Annotated in this window: 10 protein-coding genes; 5 read left to right on the top strand and 5 right to left on the bottom strand. The window is 69.6% G+C overall.

Features of this window, described 5'->3' with window-relative positions; genetic code table 11:
- Window position 1: 1 nt before the first annotated feature.
- From AZL_RS12905 to AZL_RS12895, 3 genes are all read left to right on the top strand, one after another.
- Entirely contained in the window at window positions 2–1,978 is a 1,977-nt protein-coding gene (locus AZL_RS12905; RefSeq protein ID WP_012974987.1) for a molybdopterin biosynthesis protein, read from the top strand.
- 228 nt (window positions 1,979–2,206) lie between these two features.
- Window positions 2,207–2,782, top strand: a complete 576-nt coding sequence (locus AZL_RS12900) for a sigma-70 family RNA polymerase sigma factor (protein ID WP_042443810.1) — start codon at window positions 2,207–2,209, stop codon at window positions 2,780–2,782.
- 10 nt (window positions 2,783–2,792) lie between these two features.
- On the top strand, window positions 2,793–3,506 hold the full coding sequence (locus tag AZL_RS12895; RefSeq protein WP_012974985.1) for a ChrR family anti-sigma-E factor: 714 nt from the start codon (window positions 2,793–2,795) through the stop codon (window positions 3,504–3,506).
- Between the two features lie 58 nt (window positions 3,507–3,564).
- Here the strand turns inward: AZL_RS12895 and AZL_RS12890 are convergent, their stop codons facing one another.
- From AZL_RS12890 to AZL_RS12875, 4 genes are all read right to left on the bottom strand, one after another.
- A complete protein-coding gene (locus AZL_RS12890) occupies window positions 3,565–4,035 on the bottom strand; it encodes a preQ0 transporter (protein ID WP_012974984.1) in 471 nt (156 codons plus the stop codon).
- A gap of 160 nt (window positions 4,036–4,195) precedes the next feature.
- Window positions 4,196–5,797: a citramalate synthase gene (gene cimA / locus AZL_RS12885; protein ID WP_012974983.1), complete on the bottom strand. Its 1,602-nt coding sequence runs from the start codon at window positions 5,795–5,797 to the stop codon at window positions 4,196–4,198.
- A 217-nt stretch (window positions 5,798–6,014) separates the two neighbouring features.
- Window positions 6,015–6,902, bottom strand: coding sequence for an NAD(P)-dependent oxidoreductase (locus tag AZL_RS12880; RefSeq protein WP_012974982.1), 888 nt, complete (start codon window positions 6,900–6,902; stop codon window positions 6,015–6,017).
- Window positions 6,903–6,934: 32 nt separating this feature from the next.
- Window positions 6,935–7,360 carry a tellurite resistance TerB family protein gene (locus tag AZL_RS12875; protein WP_012974981.1) on the bottom strand — a complete coding sequence of 142 codons (426 nt, stop codon included), beginning with the start codon at window positions 7,358–7,360 and terminating at the stop codon, window positions 6,935–6,937.
- Between the two features lie 141 nt (window positions 7,361–7,501).
- Between AZL_RS12875 and AZL_RS12870 the strand changes: the two genes are divergently transcribed.
- Window positions 7,502–8,449: an AEC family transporter gene (locus tag AZL_RS12870; protein ID WP_012974980.1), complete on the top strand. Its 948-nt coding sequence runs from the start codon at window positions 7,502–7,504 to the stop codon at window positions 8,447–8,449.
- 40 nt (window positions 8,450–8,489) lie between these two features.
- On the opposite strand, the gene AZL_RS12865 is transcribed toward AZL_RS12870, so the two are convergent.
- Window positions 8,490–9,575 carry an ABC transporter substrate-binding protein gene (locus AZL_RS12865; protein WP_042443111.1) on the bottom strand — a complete coding sequence of 362 codons (1,086 nt, stop codon included), beginning with the start codon at window positions 9,573–9,575 and terminating at the stop codon, window positions 8,490–8,492.
- A gap of 571 nt (window positions 9,576–10,146) precedes the next feature.
- On the opposite strand from AZL_RS12865, the gene AZL_RS12860 reads away from it, so the two are divergent.
- A complete protein-coding gene (locus AZL_RS12860; protein ID WP_247894211.1) occupies window positions 10,147–12,261 on the top strand; it encodes a putative bifunctional diguanylate cyclase/phosphodiesterase in 2,115 nt (704 codons plus the stop codon).
- Window positions 12,262–12,422 lie beyond the last annotated feature (161 nt).

Genomic DNA, 12,422 nt, shown 5'->3' with positions numbered 1-12,422 from the left:
CGTGCCCAGCTCCGACCGCAGCAGCGAGGACATCCGCCGTTTCGTCGCCCAGGCCGCCCGCCAGGACCAGTTCCTGGAGGTGGTCAGCGGCGACGAGGCGCGCGCCCGCTTCCACCGCCATCTCGACCTGTCGCCGCGGGGGGAGGAGCGCGTCGCGCTGTCCGCCGCCCTTGGCCGCGTCCTGGCCGCCGACGTGGCGGCGGAGGTGGATGTGCCCGGCTTCGACCGCTCGATGGTCGACGGCTTCGCCGTGCGCGCCGGCGACACGGCGGGGGCGGCGGAGGACCGTCCGGTCGCCCTGCGCCTGAATGACGAGGTGCTCGCCGCCGGCCATGTCCCGCGGCTGACGGTGGAGCCCGGCACCGCCACGGTGATCGCCACCGGCGGCATGCTGCCGCGCGGCGCCGACGCCGTGGTGATGGTCGAGACGACCGAGGCGGTGGAGCGGCCGGAAGGATTGTTCGTCACCCTCGGCCGTCCGGCCAATCCCGGCGCCTTCGTCGCCGCCGCCGGCTCCGACATCGGCCGGGGCGAGGTGGTGCTGCGCCGGGGCCAGTCCCTGACCTCGCGCGAGATCGGCGTGCTCGCCGCCATCGGGCTGGCCGAGGTTCCGGTGGTGCGGCGGCCGCGCGTCGCCATCCTGTCCACCGGCGACGAGATCATCGCCCCCGGACAGCCGATCCGCACCGGGGCGGTCTATGACAGCAACGGCGCCATCCTGGCCGCCGCGGTCGCCGAGCTGGGGGCGGAACCGGTGCCGCTCGGCATCGCTCCGGACGAGGACGGTGCGCTGGAGCGGCTGGTCGCCCAGGGGCTGGAGTGCGACGCGCTGCTGCTGTCGGGCGGCACCTCGAAGGGGGCGGGCGACCGCTCCCACCGCATCGTGGCGCGGCTGTCCGACCCCGGCATCGTCGCCCATGGCGTGGCGCTGAAGCCGGGCAAGCCGCTGTGCCTGGCCGTCACCGCCGGCAAGCCGGTGGTGATCCTGCCGGGCTTCCCCACCTCCGCCATGTTCACCTTCCACAGCTTCGTGGCGCCGGTCATCCGCGCCATGGCCGGGCTGCCGTCGGCGACGGCGGAGGAGGTGGCCGCGACCCTGCCGGTGCGGCTGGGGTCGGAGCGCGGGCGCACCGAATATGTGATGGTCTCGCTGGTCCAGGGCGCCGGCGAGGAGGAGTTGGCGGCCTATCCGCTGTCCAAGGGATCGGGTGCGGTCACCGCCTTCAGCCATGCCGACGGCTTCCTCGCCATCGACGCCCAGGCCGAGGCGGTGGAGGCGGGCACGCCGGTGTCGGTCCAGCTGATCGGCCGGGCGCTGGCGCCGGCGGAGCTGATCGTGGTCGGCAGCCAGTGCATCGGTCTGAACGCGGTGCTCGGCCGGCTGATCGCGGAGGGAATGACGGTCAAGGCGCTGAATGTCGGCTCGATGGGCGGGCTGGCGGCGGCGCGGCGGGGGGAATGCGACATCGCCCCCGTCCATCTGATGGATCCGGCCACCGGCGCCTACAACACGCCCTTCCTGGCGCCGGGGCTGGAGCTCGTCACCGGCTACCGCCGGATGCAGGGCATCGTCTTCCGCCGTGGCGATCCGCGCTTCGAAGGCCGGACGGCGGAAGAGGCGGTGGGCGGAGTGGCCGGGCTGGCCGACTGCATCCTGATCAACCGCAATGCCGGCAGCGGCACCCGCATCCTGACCGACCGGTTGCTGGGCGGCGCGCGGCCGGTGGGATACTGGACGCAGGCCAAATCGCACAACGCCGTGGCCGTCGCGGTGGCGCAGGGCCGCGCCGACTGGGGAATGGCCATCGAAACCGCGGCCAACCTCTATGGCCTGGGGTTCCTGCCGTTGCAGGAGGAGCATTACGACTTCGTCGTTCCGTCCGTCCGCCGTGACCGTCCCGCCGTCCGCCGCTTCATCGAGGCGCTGGAGACGCCGGAGGTGGCGGAGTCCCTGCGTGCCATGGGTTTTCCGCGCTAGGGCCCGCCCGGACATTCCTGAAAAAAGCCGCAGGCCGGGAGTCCTCGTGATCCGACGACCGGAGGGTTGCGTATCGACAGGCGGGATACGATATGCGGGGCCGGCTTGTTCGCGGGTGGGATGCGCGATTGACGCAGGGGCCTTGAAAAGGGGGGCGGCGGCGCGATTTCCGGGAATGGGTGTCATCCCCGGCTTGTGCCGGGGCCGATGTTCCCCTTGAATGGGCGCATGCAGGATCAGCACACCCCCGCGGCCGACACGGCCCCCAGCCTGGAAGACCGTCTCGTCGCCGTCGGGCGCGCGCGGGACAAGCAGGCGTTCGGGGTTCTGTTCGATCATTTCGCGCCGCGGCTGAAGACGTATCTGCGCCGGTTGGGGTGCGATGCCGGGGCGGCCGAGGAGCTTGTTCAGGAGGTGATGCTGTTGGTCTGGCGCCGCGCCGAAACCTATGACCCGGTCCATGCCTCTGCCGGAACCTGGGTGTTCACCATCGCCCGCAACAAGCGAATCGATGCGTTGCGGCGTGAACAGCGGCCGGAGATCGACCCGGACGATCCCGCCCTGGTGCCCGAACCCCAGGAGTCGGCGGATCGCCGGATCGAGGCGAAGGAAAGCGGCGGCCGCCTGCGCGCCGCGCTGAAGGAGCTGCCGCCCGAACAGGCGGAGTTGCTGCGCATGGCCTATTTCGAGGACAAGCCGCACAGCGTGATCTCGGTGGAGCACGGCATCCCGCTCGGCACCGTCAAATCGCGCCTGCGCCTGGCGATGGACCGCCTGCGGCGGTCGCTGAAGGATGTCGGGTGAGGCATTTCCGATGAACCGGCCAAGCCACCATCCGGGTGATACCCTGCTGATCGATTACGCCGGCGGCGCCCTGTGCGAAGGCGCGGCGCTGGCCGTCGCCACCCATATGGCCTTCTGCCCCGCCTGTCGCCATGCGGTGGCGGAGATGGAGGCGATCGGCGGGGCCCTGCTCGACGAGCTGGAGCCGGAGCCGCTGTCCGACGGCTGTCTGGAGGCGCTGATGGCCCGGCTCGATCACGAGCGGCCGGCGCCTTGCCGTCTCATGGTCCGTCCCGCCGCCCGCCCGGCCTCCCACCCGGCCATGGCGGCATCGCCGAGCGAACGCTCGCTTTTTCCCGAGCCGCTGCGCGGCTATCTGCGCGGCCGGCTCGACCGCGACGGGCGGCTGGGAGGGAAGGGCTGGCGCTTTCTCCAGCCGGGCATGCGCTGCATGGATCTGCTGTCCGGGCCGAGGGGATCGACGCGGCTGATCCGGATGAAGGGCGGGGCCGGGGTGCCGCGCCACACCCATGGCGAGATCGAGCTGACCGTGGTGCTGGAGGGCGGTTTCACCGACGAGTTCGGCACCTTCCAGCCTGGCGACATCGCCGTCGGCGATCCGTCGCTGGACCATCGGCCCGTCGCCGACGAGGAGGGGTGCCTGTGCCTCACCACCACCGTCGGCGGGCTGCGGCTGACCGGGCCGCTGGGGCGGTTGTTCAACCGGTTCGTCAGCGGCTTCTGAGCGGAAGGCGCCCCGTTCCGCGGGCCTGTGCGCGAGCGGGGGAGGGGCGCCCGCGGATTTACGCCGCCGCGCCGACCATGCGGCCGTCGCGCGCCCGCATCAGCAGCCAGACCACCGAGACGCCCAGCAGCTTCGACGCGAAGCTGGCGGCCCAGACGCTGGGATCCCAGACATCGAGCATGCCGAAGAAGATGGCGGTGTCGACCGGCACCGACAGGGCGGCGCTGATCCACAGCCGGTCGCGCAGCGGGCGGCGGGTGATGGTGAAGACCGCCCAGTCGATCAACTCCGACACGGCGAAGGCGGCGACGCTGGCGGTGGCGACGAAGGGATCGGTCAGCAGGTAGGACAGCACGGTGCCGCCCAGCATGGCGGCGAGCGCCCAATGGCCATAGCGCACCTGCACCATGTCGCGCAGGATGAAGATCAGCCCGGCCCAGCAGGACCAGACGAGATCGAGGTGCGGAAACAGGCTGAACGCGAAGTTGATGGCAAGAATGCTGCCGATATAGGCGGCGAGCCAGAGCATGGCGATGATCCTCCGAGAGCGGTCCCGCGGCAATACGGGCGCTGATGACCGGAGCCGTCCCCGCGTGAATGCGAGCGCCCCGAAACCGCGTTCCCTAACAGATCGCCGCCCCGCTGGGAAGGGGACGCGTGATCCTCTTTCCCCGAAGGGGGGGCGGGGATCACACCGGAGTCGCGTCGCCCTTCATCAGGGCGTAGGTGTAGCTGTCCACCAGCGCTTCCATCGAGGCTTCGATGATGTTGGTGGAGACGCCCAGCGTTGACCATTCGGTGCCGTCGGTGCGGGCGCTGCGGATCAGCACGCGCGGCATGGCGCCGGTGCCGTCCTTGGCGGCCAGGATGCGGACGCGGTAGTCGGACAGGCTGACCTTGGCGAGCGCCGGATAGGCCGGCTCCAGCGCCTTGCGCATGGCGACGTCCAGCGCATGCACCGGGCCGTTGCCGTCGGCCACCTCCATCCGCAGCTCGTCGCCGATGCGCACGCGCACCACCGCCTCCGACTCCACCACCATCTCGCCGACCGCGTTGTAGCGGCGCTCGTCGGTGACATGGAACCGCAGCAGCTCGAAGAAGCGCGGCACCTCGCCCAGCTCGCGCCGCACCAGCAGCTCGAAACTGGCCTCGGCGGTGTCATAGGCGTAGCCGTCGCTGTCGCGCCGCTTGACCAGATCGAGCAGGCCGGTCAGCCGCTCGTCCTTGGCGTCCACCGCCATCCCGATATCGCGCAGCCGCGCGATGAGGTTGGAGCGGCCGGCCTGATCCGACATGACGATCTGGCGGCGGTTGCCGATGGCGTCGGGTGCCACATGCTCGTAGGAGGATGGGTCCTTCTCCACCGCCGAGACATGCAGCCCGCCCTTGTGGGCGAAGGCGCTGGCGCCGACATAGGGCGCATGGCGGTTGGGGGCGCGGTTCAGCCGGTCGTCGAAGGCGCGGCTCAACTGGGTCAGGAGCGGCAGATCCTCGCGGCGGATGCCGGTCTCGTAGCCCATCTTCAGCATCAGCGTCGGGATCAGCGAGACGAGGTTGGCGTTGCCGCAACGCTCGCCCAGCCCGTTGATGGTGCCCTGGACCATGCGGGCGCCGGCCCTGACCGCCGCCAGCGAGTTGGCGACGGCGTTTTCCGTATCGTTGTGGCAGTGGATGCCCAGTTGGTCGCCGGGGATGCCGTGCGTCTCCACCACCTCGCGGACGATGGCGTCGATCTCGTGCGGCAGGGTGCCGCCATTGGTGTCGCACAGCACGATCCAGCGCGCCCCGGCGTCTTGGGCGGCCTTGATGCAGGAGACCGCATAGGCCGGGTTGCGCTTGTAGCCGTCGAAGAAATGTTCGGCATCGAACAGCGCCTCGCCCTTGGCGGCGCGGAGGGCGGCGATGCTGTCGCGGATGAGGTCGAGATTCTCCGCGCGCGGGATGTTCAGCGCGACGTCGACATGGAAGTCCCAGCTCTTGCCGACCATGCACACCGCCTTGGCGCGCGACTGCGCCAGCGCCGTCAGCTGCGGGTCGTTGGCGGCGCTGCGGCCGGGACGGCGGGTCATGCCGAAGGCGGTGAAGATGGCGCGGCTCAGTTCCGGCGCCTCGGCGAAGAACCGGTCGTCGGTCGGGTTGGCGCCCGGCCAGCCGCCTTCGATGTAGTCGATGCCCAGCCGGTCGAGGTCCCTGGCAATCGCGATCTTGTCGGCGACCGAGAAATCCACATCCTGCGTCTGCGCCCCGTCGCGCAGCGTGGTGTCGTAGAGATAGATGCGTTCGCCCGTCATCGCCGCCTGACCTGTCTAGACGATAGGGATCGGCAGTGTCTTGCCACCCTGTGGAAAGCCGGGAGAATGGACGATGCGGCGCCTGCGCTCAATCGTTTTGACAAGAAACTTGCGGAAAGCGGAGCTTCGCCGCAATGGAGGAAATGGCGGCGGGGTGAAATGATGACGGACGGGACGGAGCGTCCGGCTCCGTCCCCGCGGTTCCAGCCCTTCAGCCTCAGCGCGCGAACAGGCGGTAGAGGGCGGAATGGTCGAGCGCGCCGTCGCCCTGTTCGACCAGCATCTCGAACAGCTCCAGCGTCAGGCCGAGGGTCGGCAGGTCGATGCCGGACTGCTCCGCCAGCTCCTCCGCCTGCCGCAGATCCTTGACCTGGGTGGCGACGCGGCCGCCGGGGGTGAAATCGCCGCTGACCATGCGGGCGCCATGCAGGTCGAGGATGCGGGATTCGGCGAAGCCGCCGCGGATGGCGTCGCGCACCTTGGCCGGATCGGCGCCGGCGGCCCTGGCCAGCGCCAGCGCCTCCGCCACCGCGCCGATGGTCAGGGCGACGATGACCTGATTGGCCGATTTGGCGATCTGGCCGGACCCGCTCCCCCCGACATGGGTGATGCGGCGGCCCATCGCCTGCAACAGCGGCAGGGCGCGGGCGAAGGCGGCGTCGCTGCCGCCGGCCATGATGGTCAGGATCGCCGACTCCGCCGCGACGGTGCCGCCGGAAACCGGGGCGTCGAGCCATTCGGCGCCGGCTTCGGCAACCCGCCCGGCCAGCGCGCGGGTGGCGGCGACGGCGGTGGTGCCCATGTCGATCACCAGATGGCCGGGGCGCAGGACCGGCAGCAGGGCGTCGGCGACCGACTCCACCGTCACGGTGTCGGGCAGCATCAGGATGATGATGTCGGCCTGACCGGTGACGGCGGCCGGGCCGGTGGCGGCGATCATGCCCTCCGCCGCCAGTTCGGCGACCGGGCCGGGGCTGCGGCTGGTCACCACCAGTTCGGCGCCGGCGCGGGCGAGCGCACGGGCCATCGGCTTGCCCATCAGGCCCAGCCCGATGAAGCCGATGCGCTGGCCGCCGAGGTCGGGGCGGATGGTCTCTTCGCTCATGTCGGTGCTTTCAACGATACGGATGGAAACGGTCACAGGCGCATGTGGCGGGCGCGGGCGCCGCGTTCGATGGCGGCGGCGCAGAGACGGTCCACCCCCAGCCGGTGGCGCAGCATCTCCAGCATCCGCAGCTCCTCCTGCGAGGCCTTGGGGTCGGCGGCGGCGATGTCGCAGGCCACCGCATAGGCGGTCTCGCGCAGCTTGGACGGCAGGGCCTGCTCGATGATGGTCAGCACGGTGTCCAGCCCGTCGCTGTCGGTCAGCATGGCCGTGCATTCGCGGGTGGCGGCCATCACCTGATCGCCGCTGTAATCTTTGAAGATCGGCAGGTAGCGCACATTCTCGCCGATCGCCTCGAGTTCCGGGTCGGTCATGTCGCCGTCGCAGGCGGACACCAGGACCATGACGTAGATGAGCGCGCTATGGTGGTCGATCATGGAATCGGTCGGCTTTCTCATGGGGCGGTCTCCCCCGGGGAGTGGTCGCATGTCGGGTCGGCACTCTTGAACGCCGTCCGTGCGGCGTCAAGGGTGCCATGCTCGGCGCGGTGGGGTCGCCCGCTCGACGCCGACGGTTGGGGTCGCCTATTGTTGCGCGCCATGACCGTCGTCCTCAATGTCGCATTTCCCGTATTCGCCATCATCCTGGCCGGCTTCCTGTCCGGGAAGTCGAAGTTGCTCGGCGCCGCCGCGTCGGAGGCGCTGAACAAGTTCGTCTATTGGATGGCTCTGCCGCCGGTGCTGTTCCTCGGCACGGCGCGGCGCTCGATTCCCGAGATCTTCAACGGTCCCTTCATCGGCGCCTTTCTGGGGTCGATGCTGCTGGTCTATGGGCTGGGGGCGCTGCTCGGCCGCGCCCTCCACCGGGACCGCACGCAGATCCACTGCATGCAGGGGCTGAACGCCGCCTTCTCCAACACCGGCTACATGGGCATTCCGCTGTTCCTGGCCGCCTTCGGCCCGGACCATCTCGCCCCCACCATCCTGGCGACCGTCATCATGAGCGCCATCATGGTCGGCATCGCCGTGATCTGGATGGAATTCGCCAACAGCCATGGCAACGGGCTGGGCAAGGCTCTGCGCGACGTCGGCCGGGCGCTGGCGCGCAATCCGCTGATCCTGTCCACCGCCGCCGGCATCGCCTGGTCGGCGCTGCTGCCGGGCGTGGCGGTGCCGAAGCCGGTCGCCACCTTCTGCGAGCTGATGGGGTCCCCCGCCGGCCCCTGCGCGCTGTTCGCCATCGGCCTGTTCCTGGCCTCGCAACGGCTGACCGCCGGGCTGGCGGAGGCCGGGTGGATCAGCGCCCTGAAGCTGCTGGTCCATCCGGCGCTGGCCTGGGGGCTGACGCGGACGCTGTTTCCGATGGATCCCTTCTGGACCGCCAGCGCGGTGATCCTGGCGGCGCTGCCGACGGGGGCGCTGACCTTCGTAGTGGCGAACCAGTACCAGACCTATGTCGAGCGCACCTCCTCCGCCATCCTGGTGTCGACGGTGCTCAGCGTGGTGACGCTGTCGGCGCTGCTGGCGGTCTATGCGCCCGGCGGCTGAGGGTGCGGCCTGAACCGGCCGCGTCTCAACGGATTGCCCCTCAGCGGGCCGCCGCGGTCACGGTGCCGATGCTGAAATCATAGCCCGCCTTTCGCGGATCGGCCGAGCGCAGGAAGCGGCGGAAGTCGATGCGGGACGGCTCGGCGATCAGGCCGCGGAACAGCGTGGCCGAGCGTTCGTCCTCGGCCAGCAGGATGGTCCCCCTGGTCTGGCGCGCGCCGCCCGCCGCGGCGAAATCGACGCCGTCGTCATAGTCGCGGATCATCACCATGCACCAGGCCCCGGTCAGCAGATTGCCGCCGGAGGTGACGGCGAGCCCCCCCGTCGCCACGCTGTCCAGCGCCTGGGGAAAGGCGCCCATGCCGCCGACCCTCACCGCGGCCCGGCGCCCGCCGTCGGCGACGGCGTCGAAGGCGCCCAGCGCCATGCTGTCGTTGGCGGCCCACACCATGTTGGCATCCGGATAGCGCGCCAGCAGGCTCGCCGTCTTCCTGCGGGCGTCATCCCGTTCCCAATTGCCCGGCACCACTTGCAGGACCCGGCCGCGCCCGGATCCGGCGACGAAGTCGCGCATGGCCGCCTCGCGCAGGGCGGAGACCGGGGTGGCGACATCGCCGCCGATCCCGATGATCCGCGGCTCCCCGGTGGTCTTGCGGTAGAGGCCGCCCATCAGCGCCCGGATGATCTCGCCGTCGTCGGCGGTGATGGTGCCGATCCAGTTGGCCAGCGCCCCGCGCTCGTTCCCCAGGAGACGCCGCTGGTCGGCGCTCAGGTCGTTGTGGATCAGGAACAGCCGGCTGGCCGTGCCGCGGAACGCCTCCATCATCTCGGGCGCGCGTTCCTTCTCATTGACCAGCACCACGTAATCGGGCGGGACCGGCCTTGCGGCGATCTGGTGCGCAAGCTCCACCATGCGGATCCGGTCGCGGTTGGCATAGACGACCTCGAGCCGGAGACCGAGCTGATCCGCCGCCGCCTTCATGAAACGCGGCATCAGCTCCCACACGTCGCCCGAGCGCTCGGCTCCCGGATTGATGAAGGTGACGGAAGGATCGCGTGCCTGGGCGCCATCGGTGACAAGGAAACAGACCGCGATGGCCAGCAACAGGCGAGGAAGAGCTTTCATCACGCCGTCTCCAGTGTAGAATGGCCGGGATTACGATGAGCATCGAAAACTGGCGTTTCCGAATTGTCCGCCTTCAAGCTGTCGAGGCGCCGGAAGCACTATGGCCATTGGCGCGCTGGAGAAAGTTTCGCGTCGCCTTTTCTCGATTGCAACAACTGGTCCGGTCGCATGAGCCGATCATAATAAGTTCATAAAAGTTCAGATGAGCTTAAGGGGGTGGCCAGGGATACTCCCAGGGACCGATTGCGGTGCCGTTGCGGTGGGTTGGGTGACGCGGGGCGGATGCGATGCGACAACTCGGGAGTTCGCTGCGGGGGCGGCGAGGAACGCGTTTGGCGGGGCCGGCGGGGCCGGCTGGCGATGACGGATCAGCAGCGTCCCTGACTTTTTCCCGTGCCTGCGCTTCAGCTACCGTTCCTGTCGGTGATCACAGCGGAGCCATGTCATGTCCGAAGCAGGCCGCCCGGAACGAGCGATGACGCTCCGTCCGGACGGAAAGGGCTGTTCGCAGCCCCAACCCCGATCCTGGAAAGGACGCCTGCGAGCCCTGTGGCCCGGCGAAGGCATCGCCATGCGCCTTCTGCTGTCGATCCTTCTGTTCAGTTCCCTCATCACGCTGCTGTCGACCGCGGCGCAGCTCTATCTCGAATTCCGGCGCGAGGTGGGCGACATCCATGACCGCTTCGAGGACATCCGCCTCAGCACGGTTCCGAGCCTGAGCAACAGCCTGTGGGTGGTGGATCAGGACCAGCTCCGCCTGCTGCTGAATGGTGTGGTCGGTCTGCCGGACATCAGGATGGCGCAGGTGAGGGAGACCGGGGAGCTTGCGAACAGCCGCCTCGCCCTTACGGTCGGCACGCCGCTGGAGGTGGCCGACATCGAGGTCGAGATGCCGCTGACCCGCGAGATGGAGGGCAAGGCGGTGACGCTCGGCGTGCTGCGCGTGCAGGCGAGCCTGAACGACGTCTACCGCCGCCTCCTCACCACGGCGGAGGTGATCCTGATCAGCCAGGGCATCAGGACATTCCTGCTGTCCGGCTTCATCCTGTTCATCTGCCACCGGCTGGTGACCCGCCATCTGATCGCCATCGCGACCGCCCTGCGCAGCCACGATCCCCGGTCCTCCCCGCTGTCGCTGTCCATCGAGCGATCCAAATGGGGGCGGCCGAAACGGGGGGGCCCGGACGAACTCGACCAGCTGATCCACTCCTTCAATGATCTGGCGGGCGATCTCTATGCGGCCAACTGCGAACTGGCCGGGGTCAATGCGGCGCTGGAGACTGACATCGCCCTCCGCCGCCGCTATGAGGAGCAACTTTATCGGCAGGCGCATTTCGACGAGCTCACCGGACTGGCCAACCGCCTGCTGACCCGCGACCGGCTGGAACAGGCCATCGTGAATTCCCGGCGCGGCCAGCTGACGTCGGCGCTGCTGTTCATCGACCTCGACAATTTCAAGAATGTCAACGACACGCTCGGCCATGAGGCGGGAGACCGGCTGCTGAAGGCGGCGGCCGGCCGGCTGTCGACCATCATCCGCCAGGGCGACACGCTGGCCCGCATGGGCGGGGACGAGTTCCTGGTGGTCCTGCCCTGCATCGCCGGGACCGACGCCGCCCGCGGCGTGGCGGAACGGGTGCTGGACGCCTTCGTGCCGCCCTTCCGCATCGGTGGGCAGGATCATTTCGTGACGGCGAGCATCGGCATCGCGCTGTTCCCGACCGACGGCGCCGACGGGCCCGACCTGATGCGCAGCGCCGACCTCGCGCTGTACCGGGCGAAGGAGCGCGGCCGGAACCGTTACGAGTTCTTCACGGCGGAGATCAATGAGCGGGCGCAGCGGCGCATCGCCCTGGAGGGCCGCTTGCGGCTGGCGATCCAGCGGTCGGAGTTCGTTCTGCATTACCAACCGATTCTCCGGGCCGGGGGACCGGCCGGCGGGGAGGGCCACCGGCTGATCGCCCTGGAGGCCCTGCTGCGCTGGCGCCAGCCCGACGGCTCGCTGACCGCGCCGGGGGACTTCATCGGGGTGGCGGAGGAGGTCGGGCTGATCGGCGAGATCGGCGCCTGGGTGATCGAAACGGCGATCCATGAAACGGTGGGGCTGTTCGGCATCGGGCCGTCGGCGCCGCGGGTCGCCGTCAACGTCTCTCCCCGCCAGCTGCGCGACCCGTCCTTCGTCGCCCATGTGGTCGGGGCGTTGTCCCGCCATGGCCTGCCGCCAAGCCGGCTGGAGCTGGAGATCACCGAGGGAGTCCTGATGGGCGAGGCGCCGGAGGTGGCCGAGGCCCTGCACCGGCTGTGCGACCACGGCATCCGCCTGTCGATCGATGATTTCGGCACCGGCTACTCGTCGCTGAGCTATCTGCAACGCTATCCCTTCGACATGCTGAAGATCGACCGCTGCTTCGTCTCGGAGATGTGCGGCGGCGCCGCGGCGGCCCGGCTGGTCGAGGCCATCATCGCCATGGCCCACGGCCTCGGCCTGGAAACCATCGCCGAGGGGGTGGAGACGGAGGAGCAGTTCCGCTTCCTGCGATCCAGGGGCTGCGACCTGATGCAGGGCTATCTGCTGGGCCGTCCGGTGCCGCTCGCCGACATCGCCGCCGGCTATCTTCCCGGCGGCGTTCCCGCCTCCGCCCGGAAATATCTGGAGCCGGCGGCGGTTTCGCATCCGGCGGGGTGATCTGGCGCGGGCCGCTCCAGCTCCTCCTCATCATCGTCCAGCAGCCGCCATCCCGGCGGCCGACGGTGACCGATGAAGGCCGGCACTCCTATAGATCGGCGGCTGCGGGTCGGGTTCGCAAGGATAAGTGGAAGAGATATGGGGGGATTCCAAACCATCAG

The sequence above is a fragment of the Azospirillum sp. B510 genome, assembly GCF_000010725.1.
Classification (GTDB): domain Bacteria; phylum Pseudomonadota; class Alphaproteobacteria; order Azospirillales; family Azospirillaceae; genus Azospirillum; species Azospirillum lipoferum_B.
This window is presented reverse-complemented; position numbering and strand designations above follow the sequence as displayed.

Excerpts from the sequence above, each read along its gene's own strand:
- AZL_RS12900 (WP_042443810.1), top strand. The coding sequence starts at position 2,207 with ATGCAGGATCAGCACACCCCCGCGGCCGACACGGCCCCCAGCCTGGAA.
- AZL_RS12895 (WP_012974985.1), top strand. The coding sequence starts at position 2,793 with ATGAACCGGCCAAGCCACCATCCGGGTGATACCCTGCTGATCGATTAC.
- AZL_RS12890 (WP_012974984.1), bottom strand. The coding sequence starts at position 4,035 with ATGCTCTGGCTCGCCGCCTATATCGGCAGCATTCTTGCCATCAACTTC.
- cimA (WP_012974983.1), bottom strand. The coding sequence starts at position 5,797 with ATGACGGGCGAACGCATCTATCTCTACGACACCACGCTGCGCGACGGG.
- AZL_RS12880 (WP_012974982.1), bottom strand. The coding sequence starts at position 6,902 with ATGAGCGAAGAGACCATCCGCCCCGACCTCGGCGGCCAGCGCATCGGC.
- AZL_RS12875 (WP_012974981.1), bottom strand. The coding sequence starts at position 7,360 with ATGAGAAAGCCGACCGATTCCATGATCGACCACCATAGCGCGCTCATC.
- AZL_RS12870 (WP_012974980.1), top strand. The coding sequence starts at position 7,502 with ATGACCGTCGTCCTCAATGTCGCATTTCCCGTATTCGCCATCATCCTG.
- AZL_RS12865 (WP_042443111.1), bottom strand. The coding sequence starts at position 9,575 with ATGAAAGCTCTTCCTCGCCTGTTGCTGGCCATCGCGGTCTGTTTCCTT.
- AZL_RS12860 (WP_247894211.1), top strand. The coding sequence starts at position 10,147 with ATGCGCCTTCTGCTGTCGATCCTTCTGTTCAGTTCCCTCATCACGCTG.